The sequence below is a fragment of the Pseudomonas sp. R5(2019) genome (genome assembly GCF_009905435.1).
Lineage (GTDB): Bacteria > Pseudomonadota > Gammaproteobacteria > Pseudomonadales > Pseudomonadaceae > Aquipseudomonas.
On sequence record NZ_JAAAMT010000013.1, the window covers coordinates 1 to 23,058 of the forward strand.

The 23,058-nt window shown below is 58.6% G+C and carries 20 protein-coding genes and 3 pseudogenes; 15 read left to right on the forward strand and 8 right to left on the reverse strand.

All coding sequences use genetic code 11. From position 1 onward, the window contains the following. Positions 1-1,510: quinoprotein ethanol dehydrogenase (gene exaA, locus GUY40_RS10875; RefSeq protein WP_166568963.1), on the forward strand; the 1,510-nt coding region annotated here is incomplete at its 5' end. 59 nt (positions 1,511-1,569) lie between these two features. After that, positions 1,570-2,220 (forward strand): pentapeptide repeat-containing protein, encoded by a 651-nt coding sequence (locus GUY40_RS10880; RefSeq protein WP_166568964.1) that lies wholly within the window; start codon positions 1,570-1,572, stop codon positions 2,218-2,220. Positions 2,221-2,269: 49 nt separating this feature from the next. On the opposite strand, the gene GUY40_RS10885 is transcribed toward GUY40_RS10880, so the two are convergent. From GUY40_RS10885 to GUY40_RS28240, 3 genes are read right to left on the reverse strand one after another with little or no spacing between them, the layout of a single operon-like run. Further along, the gene (locus GUY40_RS10885; protein ID WP_166568965.1) at positions 2,270-2,914 is read right to left on the reverse strand and encodes a response regulator transcription factor; all 645 of its coding nucleotides are present in this window, start codon (positions 2,912-2,914) and stop codon (positions 2,270-2,272) included. Then, the gene (locus GUY40_RS10890) at positions 2,914-4,173 is read right to left on the reverse strand and encodes a HAMP domain-containing sensor histidine kinase (protein WP_166568966.1); all 1,260 of its coding nucleotides are present in this window, start codon (positions 4,171-4,173) and stop codon (positions 2,914-2,916) included. Before GUY40_RS10890 ends, GUY40_RS10885 begins: the two co-directional genes overlap by 1 nt. 1 nt (position 4,174) lies before the next feature. Next, positions 4,175-4,297 (reverse strand): hypothetical protein, encoded by a 123-nt coding sequence (locus GUY40_RS28240; protein WP_256675701.1) that lies wholly within the window; start codon positions 4,295-4,297, stop codon positions 4,175-4,177. 149 nt (positions 4,298-4,446) lie between these two features. Here GUY40_RS28240 and GUY40_RS10895 point away from each other — a divergent pair. Together GUY40_RS10895 and adhP are read left to right on the forward strand one after the other, a co-directional pair. After that, positions 4,447-4,789, forward strand: a pseudogene (locus tag GUY40_RS10895) (branched-chain amino acid ABC transporter substrate-binding protein); the annotation flags it as partial. A 97-nt stretch (positions 4,790-4,886) separates the two neighbouring features. Further along, positions 4,887-5,915, forward strand: coding sequence for an alcohol dehydrogenase AdhP (gene adhP / locus GUY40_RS10900; protein WP_166568967.1), 1,029 nt, complete (start codon positions 4,887-4,889; stop codon positions 5,913-5,915). 114 nt (positions 5,916-6,029) lie between these two features. On the opposite strand, the gene GUY40_RS10905 is transcribed toward adhP, so the two are convergent. Continuing rightward, complete coding sequence (locus tag GUY40_RS10905) at positions 6,030-6,170, reverse strand: hypothetical protein (protein WP_166568968.1); 141 nt, start codon at positions 6,168-6,170, stop codon at positions 6,030-6,032. Positions 6,171-6,439: 269 nt separating this feature from the next. On the opposite strand from GUY40_RS10905, the gene ilvD reads away from it, so the two are divergent. Further along, positions 6,440-8,122, forward strand: coding sequence for a dihydroxy-acid dehydratase (gene ilvD, locus GUY40_RS10910; RefSeq protein WP_166568969.1), 1,683 nt, complete (start codon positions 6,440-6,442; stop codon positions 8,120-8,122). Between the two features lie 85 nt (positions 8,123-8,207). Here the strand turns inward: ilvD and GUY40_RS10915 are convergent, their stop codons facing one another. Both GUY40_RS10915 and GUY40_RS10920 read right to left on the reverse strand, forming a co-directional pair. Beyond that, positions 8,208-8,540 (reverse strand): YegP family protein, encoded by a 333-nt coding sequence (locus tag GUY40_RS10915; RefSeq protein ID WP_166569080.1) that lies wholly within the window; start codon positions 8,538-8,540, stop codon positions 8,208-8,210. 96 nt (positions 8,541-8,636) lie between these two features. After that, positions 8,637-9,005: pseudogene (locus GUY40_RS10920) on the reverse strand (IS630 family transposase); the annotation flags it as partial. Positions 9,006-9,766: 761 nt separating this feature from the next. Between GUY40_RS10920 and GUY40_RS10925 the strand changes: the two are divergent. The 5 genes and pseudogenes from GUY40_RS10925 to GUY40_RS10945 all read left to right on the forward strand — a co-directional run bounded on the left by GUY40_RS10925 (position 9,767) and on the right by GUY40_RS10945 (position 13,733). Further along, positions 9,767-11,194 (forward strand): MFS transporter, encoded by a 1,428-nt coding sequence (locus GUY40_RS10925; RefSeq protein WP_371924786.1) that lies wholly within the window; start codon positions 9,767-9,769, stop codon positions 11,192-11,194. 347 nt (positions 11,195-11,541) lie between these two features. After that, positions 11,542-11,844 (forward strand): annotated as a pseudogene (locus GUY40_RS10930) (EamA family transporter); the annotation flags it as partial. Positions 11,845-11,869: 25 nt separating this feature from the next. Continuing rightward, the gene (locus tag GUY40_RS10935) at positions 11,870-12,754 is read left to right on the forward strand and encodes an aldose 1-epimerase (protein ID WP_166568971.1); all 885 of its coding nucleotides are present in this window, start codon (positions 11,870-11,872) and stop codon (positions 12,752-12,754) included. Next, positions 12,738-12,968, forward strand: a complete 231-nt coding sequence (locus GUY40_RS10940; RefSeq protein ID WP_166568972.1) for a hypothetical protein — start codon at positions 12,738-12,740, stop codon at positions 12,966-12,968. The genes GUY40_RS10935 and GUY40_RS10940 overlap by 17 nt, the downstream gene beginning before the upstream one ends. A 417-nt stretch (positions 12,969-13,385) precedes the next feature. Next, positions 13,386-13,733, forward strand: coding sequence for a hypothetical protein (locus tag GUY40_RS10945; RefSeq protein WP_166568973.1), 348 nt, complete (start codon positions 13,386-13,388; stop codon positions 13,731-13,733). Positions 13,734-13,778: 45 nt separating this feature from the next. Here the strand turns inward: GUY40_RS10945 and GUY40_RS10950 are convergent, their stop codons facing one another. Further along, positions 13,779-14,516, reverse strand: coding sequence for a FadR/GntR family transcriptional regulator (locus GUY40_RS10950; RefSeq protein WP_166569081.1), 738 nt, complete (start codon positions 14,514-14,516; stop codon positions 13,779-13,781). Positions 14,517-15,123: 607 nt separating this feature from the next. Here GUY40_RS10950 and GUY40_RS10955 point away from each other — a divergent pair. Continuing rightward, on the forward strand, positions 15,124-16,263 hold the full coding sequence (locus GUY40_RS10955) for a lactonase family protein (protein ID WP_166568974.1): 1,140 nt from the start codon (positions 15,124-15,126) through the stop codon (positions 16,261-16,263). 198 nt (positions 16,264-16,461) lie between these two features. Here GUY40_RS10955 and GUY40_RS10960 read toward each other — a convergent pair whose 3' ends face one another. Next, positions 16,462-17,178, reverse strand: a complete 717-nt coding sequence (locus GUY40_RS10960) for a FadR/GntR family transcriptional regulator (protein WP_166568975.1) — start codon at positions 17,176-17,178, stop codon at positions 16,462-16,464. Between the two features lie 354 nt (positions 17,179-17,532). Here GUY40_RS10960 and kdgD point away from each other — a divergent pair, with 354 nt between their 5' ends. From kdgD to GUY40_RS10980, 4 genes are all read left to right on the forward strand, one after another. Further along, entirely contained in the window at positions 17,533-18,444 is a 912-nt protein-coding gene (gene kdgD / locus GUY40_RS10965) for a 5-dehydro-4-deoxyglucarate dehydratase (RefSeq protein ID WP_166568976.1), read from the forward strand. A gap of 80 nt (positions 18,445-18,524) precedes the next feature. Continuing rightward, positions 18,525-19,892: an MFS transporter gene (locus GUY40_RS10970; RefSeq protein WP_166568977.1), complete on the forward strand. Its 1,368-nt coding sequence runs from the start codon at positions 18,525-18,527 to the stop codon at positions 19,890-19,892. Positions 19,893-19,933: 41 nt separating this feature from the next. Further along, positions 19,934-21,286 carry a glucarate dehydratase gene (gene gudD / locus GUY40_RS10975; RefSeq protein ID WP_166568978.1) on the forward strand — a complete coding sequence of 451 codons (1,353 nt, stop codon included), beginning with the start codon at positions 19,934-19,936 and terminating at the stop codon, positions 21,284-21,286. A 164-nt stretch (positions 21,287-21,450) separates the two neighbouring features. Further along, positions 21,451-23,034: an aldehyde dehydrogenase (NADP(+)) gene (locus tag GUY40_RS10980; protein ID WP_166568979.1), complete on the forward strand. Its 1,584-nt coding sequence runs from the start codon at positions 21,451-21,453 to the stop codon at positions 23,032-23,034. The last annotated feature ends 24 nt before the right edge of the window (positions 23,035-23,058 follow it).

The following is a 23,058-nucleotide window of genomic DNA, read 5'->3' on the forward strand; positions in this document are numbered from 1 at the left end:
CGGCAAACGCCTCTGGACCTACAACCATCGCCTGCCCGACAACATTCGCCCATGCTGCGACGTGGTCAACCGGGGCGCGGCGATCTACGGCGACAAGATCTACTTCGGCACCCTCGATGCCCGGCTCATCGCCCTCGACAAAAACACCGGCAAAGTGGTGTGGAACAAGAAATTCGGCGACCACGGCGCCGGCTACACCATGACCGGCGCGCCGGTGCTGATCAAGGACAAGACCAGCGGCAAGGTGCTGTTGATCCACGGCAGTTCCGGTGATGAGTTCGGCGTGGTCGGGCAACTGTATGCACGTGATCCAGACACCGGCGAAGAAGTCTGGATGCGGCCCTTCGTCGAAGGCCACATGGGCCGCTTGAACGGCAAGGACAGCACTCCGACCGGCGACGTCAAGGCGCCCTCCTGGCCGGATGACACTACCACCGCTACCGGCAAGGTCGAGGCCTGGAGCCACGGCGGCGGCGCCCCGTGGCAGAGCGCCAGCTTCGATCCCGAAAGCAATACCATCATCGTCGGGGCCGGCAACCCGGGCCCCTGGAACACTTGGGCCAGGACCTCCAAGGACGGCAACCCGCAGGACTATGACAGCCTCTACACCTCAGGCCAGGTCGGCGTCGACCCGAGCACCGGTGAAGTGAAATGGTTCTATCAACACACTCCGAACGATGCCTGGGACTTCTCCGGCAACAATGAACTGGTGCTGTTCGACTACAAGGACAAGGACGGCAAGGTGGTTAAGGCTACTGCCCATGCCGACCGCAACGGGTTCTTCTACGTGGTCGACCGTAACAACGGCAAACTGCAGAACGCCTTCCCCTTCGTCGACAACATCAGCTGGGCCAGCCACATCGACCTGAAAACCGGACGCCCGGTGGAAAACCCCGGGCAACGCCCGGCCAAGCCGCTACCCGGCGAAACCAAGGGCAAGCCGGTGGAAGTATCCCCGCCATTCCTCGGTGGCAAGAACTGGAACCCCATGGCCTACAGCCAGGACACCGGTTTGTTCTATGTACCAGGCAACCAATGGAAAGAGGAATACTGGACCGAAGAAGTGAACTACAAGAAGGGCTCGGCCTACCTGGGCATGGGCTTTCGCATCAAGCGCATGTATGACGACCATGTCGGCACACTGCGGGCGATGAACCCCACCACCGGCAAAGTGGTCTGGGAGCACAAAGAACACCTGCCGCTCTGGGCCGGGGTGCTGGCGACCAAGGGCAACCTGGTGTTCACCGGGACCGGCGATGGCTTCTTCAAGGCCTTCGATGCGAAAACCGGCAAGGAGCTATGGAAGTTCCAGACCGGCAGCGGCATCGTCTCGCCGCCCATCACCTGGGAGCAGGATGGCGAACAGTACATCGGCGTGACCGTCGGCTATGGCGGTGCGGTGCCGTTGTGGGGCGGCGACATGGCCGAGCTGACCAAGCCGGTGGCGCAAGGCGGCTCGTTCTGGGTGTTCAAGATTCCGAGCTGGGATAAGGCGACGGCGCAGAAGTAAATGCTGCGGGGGGACGCCATGGCGTCCCTTTCGATGAATTTCCAAGAGAGAGCCCGGCCATGAACTACTTGCCTTTGCTGCTTGCGCTACCTGTGTCGTTGGCGTTTGCCGCCGATGAAACAGGCGATACCCCACTGACCATCAATAGCTGCATCATCGCGCCGGACAGCCAATGCCCCGGCGCGAACCTGCGTGGTGCCGACCTGCGCAACCAGGACTTGCGCAAGATGAACCTCAGTGGCGCCGACTTGCGCGATGCCGACCTGCGCCATAGCCGGCTCGATCTGGCCAACCTGGAAAAAGCCCGATTGCAGGGAGCCAACCTGGCCCGCGCCAGCCTGCAGCAGACCAACCTGCGCCAGGCGGACTTCACCGGCGCCAGGCTCGTCGCGATTCAGGGCTGGGGTTTGTTCGCCCAGGGTGCGCAGTTCGAAAACGCCGACCTGAGTGCCGCTTACCTGCAGTTCGCCCGCCTCTCCGGGGCCAGTCTGCATAACGCCAACCTGCAGGCCGCCGACCTGGAAATGACCTGGCTGAACAAGGCTGATCTCAAGAGTGCGAACCTTGGCGACGCCAACCTGCAGGAAGCCAAGTTAAGCGAAAGCAACTTGGAGCAAGCCAACCTGATTGGCTCGCGTCAGCATTACGCGAACTTTCAGGGTAGCAACATAGAGGGATGCAGCGGCTGTCCGCAGAACTGGGGCAACTGATTCGCCGAGGAGCCCCTGCGGGGCTCCTCGGCAATCTTGAACGCTTGCGCTACGATAACGCCACCCGCACCACGCCCATATCGATCCCCAGATGCACCAGTTCGGCATGGGAACTGACCTGCAGTTTGCTCTTGAGCAAGGTCAGGTAATTGGAAACGGTCTTGGCGCTGATGCACAACTGCTCGGCAATCTGCCGCGCCGGCGTGCCTTTGGCCAGCATCACGAAAATCTCCAGCTCCCGCTGGGTCATGCTCTGCAACCGCGGATCGCTGGCGTCCTGCTGCCGGGGAGTGCACGCCAATTGGGTGGCTAGCGGTTGCTCGATATAAGCGTGGCCGGCGAGGATCCGCCGTACGGCTTCGATCAGCACCTGGGGCGCCGAGTTCTTTGTCAGGTAGCCCGACGCACCGGCATCCAGAGCCTGGCGTACCAAGGGCAGTTCATCGTGCATGCTGAAGAACAACACCCGCAGCTGCGGCAAGCGCTGGCGCAGGCGGCGTGTAGTTTCAAGGCCACTGATACCGGAAAGCCCAAAATCCATGATCACCAGATTGGGCAGTTCTTCCTGGACCCTGCTGATAGCCTCTTCACCGGTTGCCGCCTCGCGCACCGACACCTGGGGCAATACGGCGCGCAACAAACTGGCATAGCCCTGCCGAACCACCGCATGATCGTCGACCAGCAAAATATTCATCATCCCTCCGCCGGAATGCTCAAGGCCAGCGCCCAACCGGCGCCAGGCTGGCTGATGACCCGCAATTGGCCATCGAGGCTGCGGGCCCGTTCGAACATTGAATACAGACCCACGCCGGGACGCTGGGGTTGCGGCGCACCGCAGCCGTTATCGCGGATCAGCAGCCACAGGCGCCCGCCCCGTCGCTGCAGGCGTATCCGCACCTGACTGGCCTGGGCATGCCGGGCAACATTCGTCAGGGCCTCCTGCAGCAACCGATACAGATGGGTTTTGCTCGCCACCGGCAACGCCGGCAGGTGTTTGCCGATCCGCAGCTGGCAGTCGATGCCATGACTGCTGCGCCACTGTTCCACCAGCACCGCGAAGGCTTCGGACAGCGGCAAGTGTTGCACCACCACCGGATACAGATCACGGACTAGCGCCCGAAAACCTTGTTGCAGGTGTTCGCAATCGCGCTCCAGAGCGCACACCGTCTGCTCCAGCACCTGCGGCCGGTCAGCCAGCATGCGCAGCAGGCAGGACTGGGCGCGGATCCCCGCCACGTACTGGCCAAGGTCATCGTGCAGGGTCTGCGCGAGCTGCGTGCGCTCCTGCTCCTGCACCGCCAGCAAGGTCCGGGTCAATTGCCCATTGTCGGCCTGCACTTGTTCGAGCGTCGCGGTCATTCGGTTGAAATGCCCGGCCAGTTGCCGGGATTCGGGCCCTCCTTCGCTGCGCAGTCGCACCTGGAGCTGCCCCCGGGACACCTGCTGCAAGGCCGCAAGCAACGCATCGAGCACGCGCAGCCCGCGACGCAGCGCCCAGCGAATGCTCAACAGGCTGAGCAGCAGTGTCAGGGCGCACAGGCCCAACAGTTGCTGCAAGGAATCCCAGACTTCATCGATTTCATCGCGTGGGTCGACAGCGATCAGCACGCGCCGGCCATCCTGCAGTTCCAGCACCCGGCCGGGATGCCTGGCCTGGGCGAACATTTGCCGGCCGAACCAGGCATCCAGGCTGTGTGGCATCGGCTGGCTGCCGGTCTCGCCGTCGGCCAGCCAGCTCACCCGGACATGCCGCAAGCTGCCCGTCAGGTGCGGTTGCAGGCTGGCCGGGTCACGTTCGGCAGCTTCACCGAGGTAATGGACCACTGCGTCGGCGGCCTGCATTTCCCGTTCGACATCGGTGACGGCCTGATGCAGCAACACGAACATGTAGCCCAGGGTGACCAGTGTAAAAAACCCTGTCACCCATAGATTGATCCGCCACAGCGCCGACACGCTAGCGCCCCCAGCCGGCAGGCAGGGTGGCCGTTGGCTGGGCGAGCGGCCCGTGAAGCCCGTCCACGCCAATCAGGCTCAGGATCAACAGCAACGGCAACAACAGGGCTTTGAAGATGCGCATGGCCAATCCTCTCCCGTCTCATGCCTCCATGCTAAAACCCCCGCGCACGGGCCGGGTTACTACCTTGGTACTGGCCCCACTGGTACTTTCTGCATATTTCCCAGGGCCCCGTCGCTTCCTATGCTGGCGCGACTGCAGTGGAGGGACTTATGCGCCAACTTTTCGGTTACGCCCTGTTCTACCTGCTAGCCATTGCCAGCGCTGCGTTGCTGGCCAGCCAGAGCCAGGCGGCGGAGTTGGTGTTGCAGGTGCGCATTGGTGATCTGGCCTATCGTCCCGATCCAGGGCCGCTGTTGTCCAATGTCATCCCCGAGCCCGTCGACGCCGGGTTGCGCGGTGCCAAGCTGGCGATTGTCGACAGCAACAGTACCGGGCGAGAGCTTGCGCCAGCTCAGCGCCGCCCTGCCCGACAGCCTGTTGTTCAATGCCGGCAGTGCCGATGACAGCCTGCGCAGCAGCAATTGCCTCGCCAATGTGCTGCACACCCTGCCGAGGTGCTGTGGCCTGCCACAACACCCCATTCTCTGTGGCGAATTGGCAAAAACTGGCCTTTACTGATTACCCCGCCCTATATCCTGAGGGACGCGCCATGTCTAAAAAAATGAAGGCCGCTGTCGTTCTTGAGTTTGGCAAACCACTGCAAATCCAGGAAGTGGAGGTACCCACCCCCGGTCCAGGCCAAATCCTGGTCAAGATTGCCGCTTCCGGCGTATGCCACACCGACCTTCATGCCGCCGAAGGCGACTGGCCGGTCAAACCCAACCCGCCCTTCATTCCAGGCCACGAGGGCGTGGGCCACGTCGTCGGCGTGGGTACCGGCGTCAAGCATGTCAAGGAAGGCGACCGGGTCGGCATCCCCTGGTTGCATTCCGCCTGCGGCCATTGCGAGCACTGCCTGGGCGGCTGGGAAACACTCTGCGAAGCCCAACAGAATACCGGCTACTCGGTAAATGGTGGCTTTGCCGAATATGCCCTGGCGAATGCCAACTTCGTCGGTCACTTGCCAGACAACATCGGCTTCATCGAGATCGCCCCCATATTGTGTGCCGGCGTGACCGTCTACAAGGGCTTGAAAATGACCGATACCCGCCCCGGACAGTGGGTGGCGATCTCCGGCATCGGCGGCCTCGGCCACATGGCGGTGCAGTACGCCAAGGCCATGGGCCTGAATGTTGCCGCCATCGATGTGAATGATCAGAAACTGGAACTCGCGCGGCACTTCGGCGCCACGCTCACCGTCAACGCCCTGAACCAGGACCCGGCAGCCTACTTGAAGAAGGAAATCGGAGGAACCCATGGTGTGCTGGTTACCGCCGTCTCGCCAACGGCCTTTACACAAGCCCTGGGCATGACTCGCCGCGGCGGAACCATCGTCCTCAACGGCCTGCCGCCGGGCGAGTTCTCCCTGTCAATCTTCGACATGGTGCTCAATGGCACCACAGTGCGTGGCTCCATCGTCGGCACCCGACTGGACCTGCAGGACGCGTTGAATTTCGCTGCCGAAGGCAAGGTCAAGGCGACGGTCCACAGCGAGCCCCTGGAAAACATCAATGACATCTTCACCCGTATGCGCAAAGGCCAGATCGAAGGCCGCATAGTGCTCGATCTCACAGCCTGATGCCGAAGGCCAGGAGCAGTTCCAAGTGCGGACAGCGGAGGCCGGTGGACTTGCTCAAAGTGTAGAACCTGGCACAACGCCAGCGAGCATGATTCAGCGCCAACCCGCTTCCGCTCAGGTGCGCACGACTTCGCGCCGCGAGCGCACAGGCAACCAGCGCGGGCCGATGCCGCTCAGTCGGATGGCCAAGCCCCACTGGTCGCCGTGGCGGCTGACCAGGACTTCGCGCCCGGCGCCGCCCTCGAGCATCCTCATGAATGCCCTGCCGTATTGATGACCAGGGAAAGGGTAAGACTTGGATGTCCGCATTTTATTCAGTTATCTGATTCTGTATTTCGAAGGAAGCCCGCTTGATGGGTGCAGGTGCCATACGTCACCTTGAAGGGGGAGGAGTCGAGCCCCGCTATACTCAACCAGATCAGCCCTGCGGGGCCCTGACATCCTGGAAAAAATGGAGCAATGCCTGCGTCTGGAAGCGCGGTCCGCAAACGGTCTGCCGATGGTTTGGAGGGGAGGTAAAAGTCATGAGCGACAATGACGATCTGCGTAAATATTCCTCGCAAGTGGTGGACGGTGTGGAGGCCGCGCCCGCCCGCGCCATGCTGCGCGCCGTGGGCTTCACGGATGAAGATTTCAAGAAGCCGCAAATCGGCATCGCCTCCACCTGGGCCATGGTCACGCCCTGCAACATGCATATCGACAAGCTGGCTGTCGAAGCCGAAAAAGGCGCCAATGCCGCCGGCGCCAAGGGCGTCATTTTCAACACCATCACCATTTCCGACGGCATCGCCAACGGTACCGAAGGCATGAAGTACTCGTTGGTGTCGCGTGAAGTCATCGCCGACTCCATTGAAGTGGTCGCAGGCTGCGAAGGCTTTGACGGCCTCGTGGCCGTGGGCGGCTGCGACAAGAATATGCCGGGTTGCCTCATCGGCATGGCCCGCCTGAATCGCCCCTCCATCTTCGTTTATGGCGGCACCATCAAGCCGGGCGCCGGCCGCACCGACATCATTTCCGTGTTCGAGGCCGTGGGCCAGCACGCGCGTGGTGATATCAGCGAGATCCAGGTCAAGCAGATCGAGGAAGTGGCCATCCCCGGCCCCGGCTCCTGCGGTGGCATGTACACGGCCAATACCATGGCTTCGGCCATTGAGGCCCTGGGTATGAGCCTGCCCGGCTCCAGCGCCCAGGACGCCATCAGCAGCGACAAGGCTTCGGATTGCTTCCGTGCAGGGGAGCAGGTCATGGAGTTGCTCAAGCGTGACATCAAGCCGCGCGACATCATGACCAAGAAGGCCTTTGAAAACGCCATTCGAGTCGTGATCGCACTGGCCGGCTCCACCAATGCCGTGCTGCATCTCCTGGCCATGGCCAATGCCGTCGATGTCGAGCTGACCCTGGACGATTTCGTGCGCCTGGGCAAGGTTACCCCGGTGGTGGCCGACCTGCGTCCCAGCGGCAAATACATGATGAGCGAGCTGGTCGCCATCGGCGGCATCCAGCCGCTCATGAAGCGCATGCTGGCCGCCGGCATGTTGCACGGCGACGTGCTCACGGTCACCGGCAAGACCCTGGCCGAAAATCTGGAAAGCGTCATCGACTACCCCGCAGACCAGGACGTGATCCTGCCCTTCGACCAGCCCATCAAGAAGGACTCCCACCTGGTGGTGCTCAACGGCAACCTCTCGCCCACGGGCGCCGTGGCCAAGATCACCGGCAAGGAAGGTCTGCGCTTCGAAGGCAAGGCCCGTGTCTACCACGGCGAAGAGGACGCACTTGCAGGCATCCTCAGCGGCGAAGTCCAAGCCGGCGACGTCATCGTGATCCGCTACGAGGGCCCCAAGGGCGGCCCGGGCATGCGCGAAATGCTCTCACCGACTTCTGCCGTCATGGGCAAGGGGCTGGGCAAGGAAGTCGCACTCATCACCGACGGGCGCTTCTCCGGCGGCTCCCACGGTTTCGTGGTGGGTCATATCACCCCCGAAGCCTTTGATGGCGGCCCCATCGCGCTGATTGAAAACGGCGACACGATCACCATCGATGCCGAAACCCGTCAGATCACGCTCGATGTTTGCGACGCCGATCTGGCCGAGCGCAAGCTCCGCTGGCAACGGCCACAATCCAAATACAAGCGTGGGGTACTGGCCAAATACGCCAGGACCGTGTCCAGCGCATCGGAAGGTGCCGTCACGGATAAATACCTCTAAGACTTTCGGCCCTCCATCAAGCCGCCAGCGGGCGGATGATACCCGCGGACAACGAGCGGGGCTCGTCGTCCGCTGGACACATTGATCAGGCGTTGTCTTTCACTGTCCTGGATGTTCCATTTGCTTTGACCGAGGAGATTCCTGCGTCTCGAGACTGCGAGGATGAATACATCTGGCTTGTGCCGATCACCTGATGGTTGGCTGCCTTCAGGTTGAAGTAGAACTTGCCATTGGAAGATTCCTTCTTTTCGTAGCGATCATCTGAAGAGCAGTTCGCTTGAACGGAGGCGATTCCATTCTCGGCAGAGCTCTTGGACTTGTACAGTTCGCTGGCAAGAATGGTCTCGGCGTTACCAGCCTTGAGAACAAACCTTACCTGACCATCGGTGCTATTGCTCAACTCAAACCAACCTGCCATGTGAACTCCTTTGAAGCAAGTAGATGGCGCGGATGCGCCGTTGGACAAGGTGCGGTATCGAACCAGTATGGTGGAAAATGCCGTTTTTACTACGCGGGCCTGTAGCCAGGACGCACTGGTCGGTGTGAAATGCAATTTGAAGCGCGGATGCTTTTCCAGCCACTGCTTGATTGCAGCCGTCTTGTGAGTCGAACTGTTATCCAGGATCACATGCAGATCCAGTCCAGCGGGTGTGCTCCGCTCAATCTGTTGCAGAAAAGCCAGAAACTCCTTGGCTCGATGACGTTGGGTAATCCGTCCGATAACCTGGCCGGTCATGATGTCGAAAGCCGCATACAGACTCGCCGTTCCATGGCGCTTGTAATCATGTGTCCGACGCTCGACCTGACCTGGGCGCAGCGGCAACATCGGTTGAGTGCGATCCAATGCCTGAATCTGGGTTTTCTCGTCAACTGACAACACCAGACGTGGTCACTTGGTGTGCAGCTTCCCAATACGACTGCGACCTGCACGGGCGTTGAGTCGTGCCTGAATTAGCTTGCGAAGTGATTCACGAAATCTATTGCGATGGCGTCAACGCTATACGGAGCGAAAGACCGCTTTGGCGCCGGTGAGAGGAAGGGGGATGAGGTGGGGGATTCGTCATGAAAGGTCCTGTTTTTATTTTTATTTAAGACATATGTTGTCGTACAACAGTGCTCGATTATCAAAACATCCATACCCTGCTGTCAACACTCGAAAAATCAAAACGGTGACAGCCCCGATCAGCGCTGCTCGTACGAAGCTGGAATGTGGACGGGCGGTCCTTGTCGAGATGAGCGGTCATTAGTCCGATTGACAGCCAGGTGTCGAACTGGGTATAAAGTGGGCAGTTGTACGACGACAGACAACACCTCAATCCTTCAACCCTAAAAATAAAAAAGAGTGTCGGCCCCAGCATGAATTCAATCTGCTTACTCACACCCCTGAATGCCCTCCCTTATGGTTCGACCTTGACGGCCTGCCCGCCCGCACGGTCGGGCCCGTTGTATGCGACTGCCCCACCAGGCGCCTGATCGCACTTGCTACAAGGCCAACTCCAGCCGCTGGGCATGGAGAGCGTACGCCTCCAATAAGTTGATCGGGAGCCGCGCCGGAATCTGACTTGCCTCGCCGCAGACTTATCGCGCTTGGGCGATGGCCTATGGCCAATTGATTTCGGTGGAAACCGAGAGATCATCACCACAATCCAACAAAAAAGTGATGCCATGAATCTGAACGAGTCCATCAACCCGCAACGCGTTGGCCAGGCCGTCGGCAAACATCGCTGGACTATCTGCGCGCTGTTGTTTTTTGCCACCACCGTCAATTACCTGGACCGCCAAGTGCTCAGTCTGTTGGCGCCGGATCTGTCGACGCAATTCGGTTGGAGTAATACCGATTACGCCAACATCGCCGCCGTCTTCCAATTCGTGTACGCGATTTCCATGCTGTTCGCTGGCCGCGTGGTCGACAAGATCGGCACCAAGACCGGCTTTGTAGTGGCGATCTGCATCTGGTCGATCGGCGCGATGATGCACGCCTTTTCGGTGCCGATGGGCGAGGGCATCGCCGCCGTGTGCGGTGCGTTCGGCATTGCCGCCATCCCGGTCTCGATCGCCGGCTTCATGCTGTCGCGCGCCGTGCTGGCGGTAGGCGAATCGGGACATTTCCCGGCCGCGATCAAGGTCACCGCCGAATACTTCCCGAAGAAGGAGCGCTCCTTAGCCACTGGCATCTTCAATTCCGGTGCCAATGTGGGCGCGATCCTGGCGCCGCTCTGCGTGCCGCTGATCGCTGGCATATGGGGCTGGGAAGCGGCTTTCATCGTGATCGGTCTGTTGGGCTTCGTTTGGGCGGGGGTATGGATTGCGTTGTACCAAAAGCCGGAGCAGCAAAAACGCCTGTCGCCGCAGGAACTGGCCCACATCCGTAGCGATCAGATCGCGCAGGTGGTCACCAACCCGGAAGTGTCGGGTGTTGCCGCCAAAAAAGTATCGTGGTCCCAGCTGCTGAAATACCGTCAGACCTGGGCCTTTGTCTTCGGCAAATTCATGACCGACGGCGTGTGGTGGTTCTTCCTGTTCTGGCTTCCGACCTATCTGTCGGCGCAATACGGCATGAAGGGCCAGGCCATCGTGATGCCGCTGGCCGTGCTGTACAGCATGACGATGGTGGGCAGCATCGGCGGCGGCTGGTTCCCCAGCTATTTCATGTCACGCGGCAACGCGCCGTATGACGGTCGCATGAAAGCCATGCTGGTGATAGCCTTCTTCCCGCTGGTGGTGTTGCTGGCGCAGCCATTTGGTTACATCAGTTTTTGGGTGCCGGTGCTGCTGATAGGCGTGGGCGCGTCGGCGCACCAGGCGTGGTCGTGTAATATCTTCACAACCGTGTCTGACATGTTTCCGCAAAAATCCATCGCTTCGGTGGTCGGCATTGGCGGTTTGGCAGGCGGCCTGGGCGGCGTAGTGATGACCAAGATCGGCGGTTGGGTGATCGACCACTACAAAATGATCGGCGATATTCATACCGGCTACATGATCATGTTTACCATCTGCGCACTGGCCTATCTGGTGGCGTGGGGCGTGATGAAGACGCTGGTGCCACGCCATAGGGAAATCACCGATCTGTAAACGGTTGGCACGACCCAGTGAGCTGACAAGCGGGGCAAACTGCGATGCAAGTTTGTCGTAGTGCGTTGCACGACGAATACTCTCGGCGCGCACCGCCATTACGGCAGGGTTTACGCACCCAAGAGGACTTCGAATAACCCGGTTTTTCAGGAATCGACATCATATACGTGCAGTGACTTGCACGAACGATGCCTTGGAAAGCGGCGGTTTTTCGAAGCGCCCTTAACAAGCATTGTGTCCCGCGTCCCGTGTCCCGTCCTGAAAAAGGTTTACACCTGTTTCAGGACTAGACATGAGAAAGATTGCAGGCGCTGACGGAAATTTCGGCGGTTCCGGCTTACAACCCCAGCATGCTGGTGGCCGGCTTCAGCGGCGCGATGCCATCAGGGTTGTCGCTACCGAGCAGCGGCGGTGGCTGGATGGCCCTGGCAAGCCTGGTGGCGCTGCATGGCGTGGCCTTCACCCTGCTGTTCGTCTGCGCGCCACAGCTGAACATGGCGCAGAACGCGCCGGTGATGAATATCGAACCGATCGCCACTTTGCTGCTGGGCTGGGCCTTGCTGGATCAGCGCCTGAGCACCCTGCAACTGATCGGTGGCACCGTGGTGGTGTGCGGCATCGTGCTGCTGACGTATCGCAAGGCGAGCTGACTTTCTCTTTGAACAGGAGCCTTTCATGGCTGTATCCGAACTGCACCTGCAAGATCGTCTGACCCACCTTAGCCTCACGCCCGACTTGGGCGCCAGCCTGATCAATTGGGAAGTGAAGACGACCGGCCAGGCGTTGCTGCGTCATTCCGACCAGGCCGCGCTGGCCAGCGGCACGCCGCGGCGGCTGGCGTGCTATCCGCTGGCGCCGTGGTCCAACCGTATTGCCGAAGGGGGGTTCGAGCGGCCTGATGGCTGGCTGGCCTTGGCGCCCAACACGGAACACGACCCCTATCCAATCCACGGCAGCGCCTGGCAGCAGGGCTGGCATGTGGATCATCACAGTGAACGGCGTGCCCGGCTGACCCTCGACAGTGAGCTGCCGTTTGCCTATCAGGCGACGCTGGACGTGCATCTGCACGAAGGTTGTTTGAACCTCGACCTGCAGGTCATCCACCGCGATCCTTTGGCCGCATGGCACGGCCTTGGCCTGCATCCTTATTTCCCACGGTATCCAGGCACACAACTGCTGGCACCAGCCCGCCAGGTCTGGCTCGGCGATACTGGATGCTTGTCATCGCGCCCTGCGGCGATTCCGGTCGAATGGAGTTTCGATACGCAACGGGCACTCCCGTCGACCGCTGTCGATCATGCATTCAGTGGCTGGGAAGGCGGCTGCCGAATCGTTCAGCCCGAGGCGGGATATGTGCTGGATTGCCAGGCCAGCGGAGCCGAGTACTACCTGTTGTTTTGCCCGACAGGCCAGGACTTCTTCTGCGTCGAACCGGTCAGCCATCCGATCAACGCCCACCACCTGCCCGCTCGGCCAGGGCTGCGCCTGCTACATGAGGGCGAACGGACAAGCCTGAGCTTCAGTATGCAGTACCGCGCGCTGAATGATCACCGCCGATAAACAAATGAGTAGAGTAGAAGAGGCAGATTCACATCCATCGTCCTCTCACCTCCAGTCCTACAGCATTGAAATGCTGGAAGTGACCGGCGGGAAATTCTGGAAGCCCTATACCGAAAACACCACCACAGCTCAACCAGAATCCGCCGAAAAATCAGTCCCTGCAGGCATGGAGCCCTCTATGCCTACCGCCAACCATCCGCAAAGCCGCCCCTAACCTGCTGATCCTCGGACCTAGCTCGGCGGGCGAAAGTGGCGGCGCCTGGGGCGCGAGTTATGGCGAGGTGAAGATGATTGCCAACGCCGACTTGCTCAAGGCTTCTGGCCCTGGCGTTGACGGGCTCTCTTACCACCACTACGGCGCCATCTCAAAGCGTTGCGCTCCGATGGCCCAGACGACAGAACCAGCGGCCTTGTCCGAGGAGTGGTTGACCCGGACCGATCAGACCCTGTCGCCCTACCAAAAGCAACGCGACACATTTGAGGCAGGAAAACCCATGTAGCTAACAGAAACCGCTGACGCAGCCTGTGGCAGCAACCCTACACCCTGGTCACCAGCGACTATGGCCTGCTCGACGAAAAAACCTTTGCTCCTAAGCCCAACTACTGGGGCGCGCTGCTTTGGAGCAAATTCATGGGGACCACCGTGCTCGCTTCGGGCATTACCAATCGGGAAGGCCTGCACGTCTACGCGCAGCGCATGAAGGGCACTCCGGGTGGCGTTGCGGTGATGGCTATCAACAACGATGTAGCGAATAGCCAGACCCATACCCTCCCCCAAGCCTCGCTGCGCTACACCTTCGCCTCGACCGGCGTTCTGACCAGCAAAACCGTCGCCCTGAACGGCAACCCCCTAAGCCTGGGCAACAATGACGAACAGCCTCAGTTGAATGGCGCCCAAACCACTGCTGGTGATATCCAACTTCAACCGGCAACCATTACTTTCCTCTTCCTGCCAACAAGGCCTGCCTGTAAGCCTTGATTAAAAGTCGACGGGCCAGCATTGGCTCGTCGGTTACGCTATCGATCATCCATCAAGCCGGGCCAGCCCCGAGCCATTGCCTGAAAAGCGATCCCGACTACCCGACAAATGCAACACCATGGCCGCACGTGCAGCGTCCGGGTCCTTTCTGCTGATCGCATTGAAGATCGCCTCATGCTCCAGGTGAGCCAGATAACCAAGGTGCGAGAAATCGATAGCACCGCGCTCATCTGCATTGACCTGGGCACGCGGGATCATCGCTTCACCCAGGTGCTGCATTATCTCGGTGAAATACCTATTGCCAGTCGCTTCGGCAATCAATTGGTGAAAGCGCCTGTCCTCTTCTGCGCAGCTATCATTGCTGGCCAACGAGGCCCGGTAGTCATCCAGCGCCTGACGCATGCGCGTCAGCTGCTCATCACTACGGCGCAATGCCGCCAATGCGACGGCCTGCACTTCAAGCCCCATACGCAACTCCAGCACCGCTTTGACACTGGCTGCGGTATCGATATTGAGCTGCAGGCCCAGCTGAGACTCTCGCTCCAGCACAAAGGTGCCTATGCCGTGGCGGGTCTCAACAAGACCGGACGCCTGCAGCTTCGAAATGGCTTCACGCACCACCGTCCGACTGACCCCGTGCTCGCGAACAATCGCGGTTTCTGATGGGAGTTTTTCGCCGGGCGAGAACTGACCCAGCAGAATGCGCTGCGACAGCGCTTCGACCAAACCGTGAGCCAGACTGGTGGCACGCTTGCGGACTGGCATTCCGCGTTCATTTTGCATGTTATGCAATCCAATAAAGAAGGCTGCGAAGAACTTACCACCCTTGATATTACCTAAAGGGATACCTGACAAGCCCCGTTTCACGGGCGCAAAAAGCGCTTAATAACGATAACAGTACAGAAAGTCTTTCCTCTCTAAAAGTCCTGCAATCAACCTCACAGTACGCCCCGCAACATAACGACACAAATATAGATTAATGAGCATATTCTATTCTTTCGAGCAGGATCTTAACCCACTGTAGCGCCAACTCATCCCAAACACCGAATCCCCCTGGTCACAATAGATAGCACCCTATCGTTAAATTGAGCAGGCCTTATCAGTTACACCCTGGTGAAGAGACAAGCGCAGCACACCTAGCGACCTGCCACAGTCATCTTATAAGTAAAGGCAGGATTCTCGTGCAATCGGGGGCTCACAGCTGCGCTCTAAACTCAACGCAAAATGGCATGAATTGCTTCGATATCGCCGCTAACATCAGGCTAACCTTCGGCCTCACTGGGCCTATCGAGCCGCTCAAGCTTGACAAGTCAAGCCAGAAAAACCAAGAATTGATCAACGATGTATGATAACTGACGATATAAAAAACAACAACGCGGAGAAATATCGGATGGACCGAGCCAAAACCCTCAAGCGTCTTGCCAGCGCCGCGCTGCTGGTGGGCGCCTCACAGACCTGGGCCAATACCTTTGTCTACGTCTCCAACGCCGCCGACGGCACTATCAGTAGCTACGAGCTGTCTAAACAAGGGCAATTGCAGCCCCTGGCCACCACCGAAGCCGGAGCAGGCGTCATGCCGCTCGCCTTAAGCCCAGACCACAGCAAACTCTACGCATCCATCCGGGGCAAACCTTACTCAGTAGCAACCTACGCCATCGACCCCGCCAGCGGTGCGCTCAAGCACCTGAAAAACGCCACCGTTGCTGATAGCCTGGCCTATATTTCCACGGACAAGACCGGCCACTACTTGTTCGGCGCGTCATACGGTGAGGACCTGGTCAGCGTTAACTCAATTAATGCCGATGGCGAAGTCACGGATAACGTGCAGCAAGCCATCAAGACCGGCCCGAATGCCCACTCAATCATTGTCGATAAGACCAATCGGTTTGTGTACGCCGCCAACTTGGGCGCCGACAAACTCCTTGAATTCAGATTCGATGCCGCCAGTGGCAAACTCGATACGCTTGGCCACGCCGAACTACCTAAAGACAGCGGCCCGCGCCACCCCGTCATATCACCGGATAACCGCTTCCTCTATCTGCTTAGCGAGATGGCCGGCAGCGTCACCACCTTTGCCATAAACCCAAATACCGGGCAGCTCACTGCACTGGGCGAGGTCAACGCGATACCAGCAGACTCTGGCTTGGTGCACGGCGCTGCCCGACCGATGATCAAGCCAGGGCAACCGGTACCGCCGCCACTGGCCGCCAACCTGATTTGGGCCGCCGACATTGCACTGACGCCTGACGGGCGCTTCCTTTATACCTCAGAGCGCACTGGCAGTACGGTCAGTGTGTTTACGGTAGACCGGGACAGTGGCCTGCCCAACTTCGTGCAAAACCTTAAAGTCGAACAGCAACCACGGGGCATCACCGTAGACCCGTCGGGTCAATGGCTGCTGGTCACTGGCGAAAAAAGCCCTAACGTTGGTGTGTACGCCATTGATCCGAGCCGCGGCACGCTCACTCAACACGCCACCGCACCTTCCGGTAAAGGCGCAAACTGGGTACAAGCCGTCAGCTACCCATGAAATGAAATTCCCCCAATTGTTCATACCCAAGACCGGGGGCGAACCCTTTACGGGAAAACGCTCCACGGGCTCACAGCCTACTGCATGAGCCGGGGCAATCAACTCGACGCGAGAGACCGCCTCGGTGAGCTGCGTGGTACATCCAGAAAGAAGGATGGGCAATGCAAATGCAGGCAATAGCCGATCGATCCCCCTTGCTCACTGCACCCCCCCCGAAAACCTGTCCAGGCTATTGATCAGATGCAGCATCATTGCCGCACGCGCGGCATCAGGGTCTCGCATACTGATTGCCCTGAATATTGCCTCGTGCTCAAGACTTGCCAAAAAGCCAAGACGCGATAGATCCGCGCCCTCTCGCTCCTCTGCCTTCACCTGGGTTCTGGGGATAATGGCATTGCCCAAGTGCTGCATGATTTCAGTGAAATACTCGTTGCCTGTCGCCTCTGCAATTATCTGATGAAAGCGCTTGTCCTCCTCCACGCAACTGTCGTTGCTCTCCATAGAGGATTGATAGTCATCCAGCGCCTGGCGCATGCGCACCAAATGATCTTCGGTGCGTCGTACAGCCGCTAGCGCCACGGCCTGCACCTCCAGCCCCAGGCGCAATTCCAGAACCCGCTTAACACTGGCTACCGTATCGATATTTAGCCGAAGCCCCAACTGAGACTGGCGCCCCAGGACAAACGTCCCGACGCCATGCCGGGTTTCCACCAACCCCGAGGCCTGCAACTTTGAAATGGCTTCGCGGACCACCGTACGACTCACGCCGTACTCGCGAACAATGGCTGACTCTGGCGGCAACTTTTGCCCAAGCACGTAACGACCCAACACGATCTGCCGGGTCAACGCCTCGACCAAGCCTTGCGCCAAGCTATTTGAACCCTTTCGCACCAACGCACTGCTGTCATCTTGCATTCTGCCGCCCCCTCAAAGCTAAGCATGCCTAGAGCTTACACCATTCGATTTTCGACCATCGCGCCCGCGATTCCGCCATCGAACAACAACTCAGACTTGTATGATGACAGCTGCGAACCGACCACTTTCTCGACCGCGGACACTGAGAAACGTTTGAGAATAAAGCCAAAGCACGCCCTCCAACGTACGTAAAGCACCCTAAAAGAAGCCATCTAATAACCTTTCAATCTATTAATTAATTTTGTTATGCGAAATAACCCTGAAAATCAATTTGTCAAAAAAAAACCATGTTGTATGATGTCTATCAACTCAAAGCACTACCCCAACAACAACCAGTGACATAGGTGAAAACTCATGACCCCTCAAGAACTCAAATCCATTCTTTCCGAAGGCCTTCTCTCCTTCCCTCTGACTGATTTCGATGCTGCTGGTGACTTCCGTGCCGACACCTATGCCAAGCGCCTGGATTGGCTCGCGCCCTACGGCGCCAGCGCGTTGTTCGCCGCCGGTGGCACGGGTGAATTCTTCTCGCTGGAGCCTACTGAGTACTCGCAAATCATCAAAGTCGCTGTCGATACCTGCAAAGGCCAGGTTCCGATCCTCGCCGGTGCTGGCGGCTCGACCCGCCAGGCCATCGCCTACGCCCAGGAAGCCGAGCGCCTAGGCGCTGCCGGTATTCTGCTGCTACCGCACTACCTGACTGAGGCAAGCCAGGAAGGCTTGATCGCCCATGTCGAACAAGTCTGCAAATCAGTGGATTTCGGCGTAGTGGTCTACAACCGCAATGTCTGCCAACTGAATGCCGATAGCCTGGAAAAACTCGCTGATCGCTGCCCTAACCTGATCGGATTCAAGGATGGCCTAGGCAACATTGAAAGCATGGTCTCAATCCGTCGGCGCCTGGGCGAGCGCCTGACCTACCTCGGCGGCCTGCCAACGGCCGAAGTGTATGCAGCTGCTTATAAAGCGCTGGGTGTACCGGTCTACTCTTCAGCGGTATTCAACTTCATCCCGAAAACAGCCATGGATTTCTACCGGGCGATCGCCAGCGAAGACCATGAGACCGTAGGCAAACTCATTGACGACTTCTTCCTGCCTTACCTCAATATCCGCAACCGCTGCGACGGCTACGGCGTGAGCATCGTCAAAGCTGGCGCCAAGCTGGTTGGCCATGATGCAGGCCCCGTTCGAGCCCCACTGACAGATCTGCTTCCAAATGAAATGGAAGAGCTGGATGCATTGATCAAGAAGCTCGGTTCTCAGTAATTCGACTGTAACAACCGGCGGCCAAGCCGCCGGCGTCACGCTCAAACCCGCATAAAAATAATCAGTGGGAGATTTGAATTGTGAGCAATTCAAACAACGCATCTGCCGTTCCAGACAGCAATTCGGCCCTGACTCGCGCCGTGAGCAAAGTGAAGAGTCATGTACTCCCACTGTTTGTCATCATGTTTATCCTTAACTACATCGACCGAGTCAATATCGGTTTCGTGCGCACGCACATGGAGCATGACCTAGGGATCGGCGCTGCCGCCTATGGACTGGGTGCCGGCCTCTTCTTCATCGGCTATGCACTATTCGAAGTCCCTTCCAACATGCTGCTACAAAGGGTGGGGGCACGTATTTGGCTCACCCGCATCATGTTCACCTGGGGCATCGTCGCAACGATGATGGCGTTCATCCAGAACGAAACCCATTTTTACATTCTGCGTTTTCTGCTTGGCGTCGCCGAAGCAGGCTTCTTCCCCGGCGTGATCTACTACTTCACTCGTTGGCTGCCAGGTGTCGAGCGCGGTAAAGCCATTGCCATATTCCTGAGTGGCTCAGCCATTGCGTCCCTGATTTCAGGCCCATTGTCGGGCGCACTCTTGCAGATCGAAGGATTTGGCTTTCATGGGTGGCAATGGATGTTTGCCATCGAAGGCTTGGCCTCGGTGTTTATTGGATTCTTTGTCTGGTTCTGGCTTGACTCCAAACCCCATGACGCCAAATGGCTGACTCGCGAAGAGCAGGATGCACTGGTAGGCGCCATCGATCAGGAACAGCGCGAGCGTGAAGTGCTGACCAGTGTCAAACCGACCATTGGCAAGCTCCTCAAAGATCGCCAGATCCTGCTGTTTTGCGCCTTGTACTTCTGCATTCAGCTGACGATCTACGCGGCCACCTTCTGGCTTCCTAGCATCATTAAGAAGATGGGCGAGCTTAGTGATGTGCAAGTGGGCTTTTTCAACTCGATTCCTTGGCTCATCTCCATCATCGCCATGTACGCCTTTGCCTCGCTGTCAGGCAAGTTCAAATTCCAGCAGGCTTGGGTGGCGACTGCATTGCTGATAGCAGCCGCCGGCATGTTCCTTTCCACCACGGGTGGGCCGATCTTCGCCTTTGTCGCCATTTGCTTCGCCGCCATCGGCTTCAAGTCTGCATCTTCGTTGTTCTGGCCAATTCCCCAAGGCTACCTGGATGCCCGTATCGCCGCCGCCGTCATCGCGTTGATTAACTCGATCGGCAACCTGGGTGGTTTCGTGGCACCGACGACCTTCGGTTTCCTGGAACAAACAACCGGGTCTATCCAGGGTGGTCTTTATGGCCTGGCCGGCACATCGGTGCTCGCCGCGATATTGGTGTTCTTTGCCAAAACCTCACCCACACCATCTGCCCAAGTGACGACGCCGAACTCCGCTCCAACGGGTGCGACAGTCAGCAAGTCTCACTGACTCACCGATAGCTGAACCATCTAATTTCGCAGGAATTTGCTATGAACGCTGAACATACTGCCAACACCACCAAATCACCTGTCGTCACCAGTTTTCAAGTAGTACCCGTAGCGGGCCACGACAGCATGTTGCTGAACCTGAGCGGAGCCCATGGTCCGTTTTTCACCCGAAACATCGTCATTATCAAGGATAGTTCCGGTAATACCGGCGTGGGCGAAGTACCTGGTGGCGAACGCATCCGCGAGACACTCGAAGACGCTCGTAGCCTGGTAATGGGCCAGCCCATCGGTCAGTACCAACGCATTCTCAATCAGATGCGTACCACCTTTGCATCACGTGACGCCGCCGGTCGCGGCCTGCAAACCTTTGACCTGCGCATCACTATTCATGCCGTGACCGCGATGGAAGCCGCCCTGCTCGACTTGCTGGGTCAATTCCTGGAAGTTCCGGTTGCTGCATTGCTCGGCGAAGGGCAGCAGCGCGACGCGGTGAAAATGCTCGGTTATCTGTTTTATATCGGTGATCGCAACGAAACCGATTTGGCTTATCGCAGCGAACCGGACGCCGACAATGACTGGTTCCGCGTCCGCCATGAGAAAGCCATGACCGCCGAAGCGGTGGTGCGCTTGGCCGAGGCAGCCAAAGCGAAGTACGGCTTCAACGACTTCAAGCTCAAGGGCGGTGTACTACGCGCAGATGAAGAAATAGAAGCGGTGACCGCACTGGCTGAACGCTTTCCTGATGCGCGCATCACCCTCGATCCGAATGGCGCGTGGTCGCTGAAAGAAGCCATCCGTTTGTGCCGGGATCAGCATCACGTCCTCGCTTACGCCGAAGACCCATGCGGCGCAGAAAATGGTTACTCGGGCCGTGAAGTCATGGCTGAGTTCCGCCGCGCCACGGGCCTGAAAACCGCGACCAACATGATCGCGACCGACTGGCGGGAAATGGGCCACGCGATCCAGCTGCAATCGGTGGATATTCCGTTGGCCGATCCGCACTTCTGGACGATGCAGGGCTCGGTACGGGTGGCCCAGATGTGTCATGAATGGGGTTTGACTTGGGGCTCTCATTCCAACAACCACTTCGATATCTCCCTGGCCATGTTCACTCAAGTGGCAGCAGCCGCACCGGGAGAGATCACCGCGATCGACACCCATTGGATCTGGCAGGACGGCCAGCGGCTGACCAAGGAGCCGCTGAAAATCGAAGGCGGTTTCGTCAAGGTTCCAAGCAAACCAGGCTTGGGCGTAGACATCGACATGGACGCCGTGGCCAAGGCGCACGAAGTGTACAAAGGTATGGGCCTTGGCGCGCGGGACGACAGTGTCGCCATGCAGTTTTTGATTCCAGGCTGGAGCTTCAACAACAAGCAACCGTGCCTGGTGCGCTGAACCACTGCGCTCACGTAGGTACCACAAGCACCGCGATCTCCCTTATAGCGCTTCATCCTCAGAAAAGAAAAAGGGGCACCAAAAGTGCCCCTCCCCTGTGTCACATTATTTAACCGACTTCAGCCAAGCACCCGTTGTTCCACCTGAAGCGAACGGAGACAGATATGCTCACTCTTCTTGGCCAAAATTTTATCGCAGGCGAACGTAGTGCCGACGGCGAGCCGCAACTCAAGAGCCTGGACGCAACCACTGGCCAGCCACTGCCGTATGACTTCTATCAAGCAACAGAGCGCGAAGTAGACCGCGCCGCCTTAGCCGCTGAAACAGCGTTCGTTGAGTATCGCCAATTAAGCCCGGTACGCCGGGCCGAGTTCCTGGATGCCATCGCGGATGAAATTGACCAATTAGGTGAAGATTTCGTAGCGATCATCTGCCAGGAAACCGCCTTGCCCGCCGCCCGTATTCAGGGTGAGCGAGCCCGCACGAGTGGCCAAATGCGCTTGTTTGCAAAAGTCCTGCGCCGTGGCGACTTTCTAGGCGCACGAATCGACCTGGCCTTGCCTGATCGCAAGCCGCTTGCGCGAGTCGACTTACGTCAATACCGCATAGGCGTCGGCCCAGTCGCTGTGTTTGGCGCCAGTAATTTCCCCCTTGCATTTTCTACCGCTGGTGGCGATACGGCCGCTGCTCTCGCCGCAGGCTGCCCAGTCGTATTCAAGGCCCACAGCGGTCATATGGCGACGGCCGATCAGGTGGGCTGCGCCATTATTCGGGCTGCTGAGCGCACCGGCATGCCCAATGGCGTCTTCAATATGATTTTCGGCTCAGGCGTGGGTGAGTGGTTGGTCAAGCACCCAGCCATACAGGCGGTTGGCTTTACCGGATCGCTGGCAGGTGGCAATGCTCTGTGCAAGATGGCGGCAGAGCGTCCACAACCCATTCCAGTGTTCGCCGAGATGTCCAGCATCAACCCGGTCGTGCTGCTGCCTGCCGCGCTGTCCACCAGAGGGGAATCAGTGGCCAAGGATCTGGCTGCCTCAGTCGTCATGGGTTGCGGTCAATTCTGCACCAATCCTGGCTTGGTGATCGGAATAAAATCGCCTCAGTTCGCTCAGTTCCTAGAGCACCTGCAAGGTCAAATGGCGATCCAGGCACCGCAGACCATGCTGAACGCTGGAGGCCTGCGCAGCTACTCCAAAGGACTTGAACACTTGCATGCCCATCCGGGCATCACCCATCTGGCTGGCTCTGAACAGAATGGTAACCAGGCGCACCCACAGTTATTCAAGGCTGATGTGCAGTTACTGCTTAGCGGTGATGAGCTGCTGCAAGAAGAAGTATTCGGCCCGACCACGATCGTGATCGAAGTCGCAGACGACAAGGAGCTCAAGCTCGCTCTGCAATCATTGCGCGGTCAACTGACAGCCACACTGATTGGCGAACCTGCCGACCTGCAGCAGTACCAGTGGCTTGTCCCAGTGCTGGAGCAAAAAGTCGGACGGATATTGGTCAATGGATATCCAACCGGCGTAGAAGTCTGTGAGGCCATGGTTCACGGCGGGCCTTATCCTGCAACGTCGGACTCGCGCGGAACCTCCGTGGGTACGTTGGCGATCGATCGCTTTCTGCGCCCGGTCTGCTTCCAAAATTATCCCGACGCGCTTTTGCCTCCAGCCTTGCAGAACAGCAATCCGCTCAAGCTCAAACGTTTGGTCAATAGCGAGTGGAGTGAGGCCGCAATTAGCTAACCCACTCCTTACTGCTTTTGTTGG

Bases quoted from the DNA above. Each gene is read 5' to 3' on its own strand.
- ilvD (WP_166568969.1), top strand. From the start codon at position 6,440: ATGAGCGACAATGACGATCTGCGTAAATATTCCTCGCAAGTGGTGGAC.
- GUY40_RS10915 (WP_166569080.1), bottom strand. From the start codon at position 8,540: ATGGCAGGTTGGTTTGAGTTGAGCAATAGCACCGATGGTCAGGTAAGG.
- GUY40_RS10905 (WP_166568968.1), bottom strand. From the start codon at position 6,170: ATGAGGATGCTCGAGGGCGGCGCCGGGCGCGAAGTCCTGGTCAGCCGC.
- GUY40_RS10955 (WP_166568974.1), top strand. From the start codon at position 15,124: ATGGACCGAGCCAAAACCCTCAAGCGTCTTGCCAGCGCCGCGCTGCTG.
- GUY40_RS28240 (WP_256675701.1), bottom strand. From the start codon at position 4,297: ATGCGCATCTTCAAAGCCCTGTTGTTGCCGTTGCTGTTGATCCTGAGC.
- GUY40_RS10940 (WP_166568972.1), top strand. From the start codon at position 12,738: ATGATCACCGCCGATAAACAAATGAGTAGAGTAGAAGAGGCAGATTCA.
- GUY40_RS10960 (WP_166568975.1), bottom strand. From the start codon at position 17,178: ATGCAAGATGACAGCAGTGCGTTGGTGCGAAAGGGTTCAAATAGCTTG.
- GUY40_RS10945 (WP_166568973.1), top strand. From the start codon at position 13,386: ATGGGGACCACCGTGCTCGCTTCGGGCATTACCAATCGGGAAGGCCTG.
- GUY40_RS10935 (WP_166568971.1), top strand. From the start codon at position 11,870: ATGGCTGTATCCGAACTGCACCTGCAAGATCGTCTGACCCACCTTAGC.
- adhP (WP_166568967.1), top strand. From the start codon at position 4,887: ATGTCTAAAAAAATGAAGGCCGCTGTCGTTCTTGAGTTTGGCAAACCA.
- GUY40_RS10885 (WP_166568965.1), bottom strand. From the start codon at position 2,914: ATGAATATTTTGCTGGTCGACGATCATGCGGTGGTTCGGCAGGGCTAT.
- kdgD (WP_166568976.1), top strand. From the start codon at position 17,533: ATGACCCCTCAAGAACTCAAATCCATTCTTTCCGAAGGCCTTCTCTCC.
- gudD (WP_166568978.1), top strand. From the start codon at position 19,934: ATGAACGCTGAACATACTGCCAACACCACCAAATCACCTGTCGTCACC.
- GUY40_RS10980 (WP_166568979.1), top strand. From the start codon at position 21,451: ATGCTCACTCTTCTTGGCCAAAATTTTATCGCAGGCGAACGTAGTGCC.
- GUY40_RS10950 (WP_166569081.1), bottom strand. From the start codon at position 14,516: ATGCAAAATGAACGCGGAATGCCAGTCCGCAAGCGTGCCACCAGTCTG.
- GUY40_RS10880 (WP_166568964.1), top strand. From the start codon at position 1,570: ATGAACTACTTGCCTTTGCTGCTTGCGCTACCTGTGTCGTTGGCGTTT.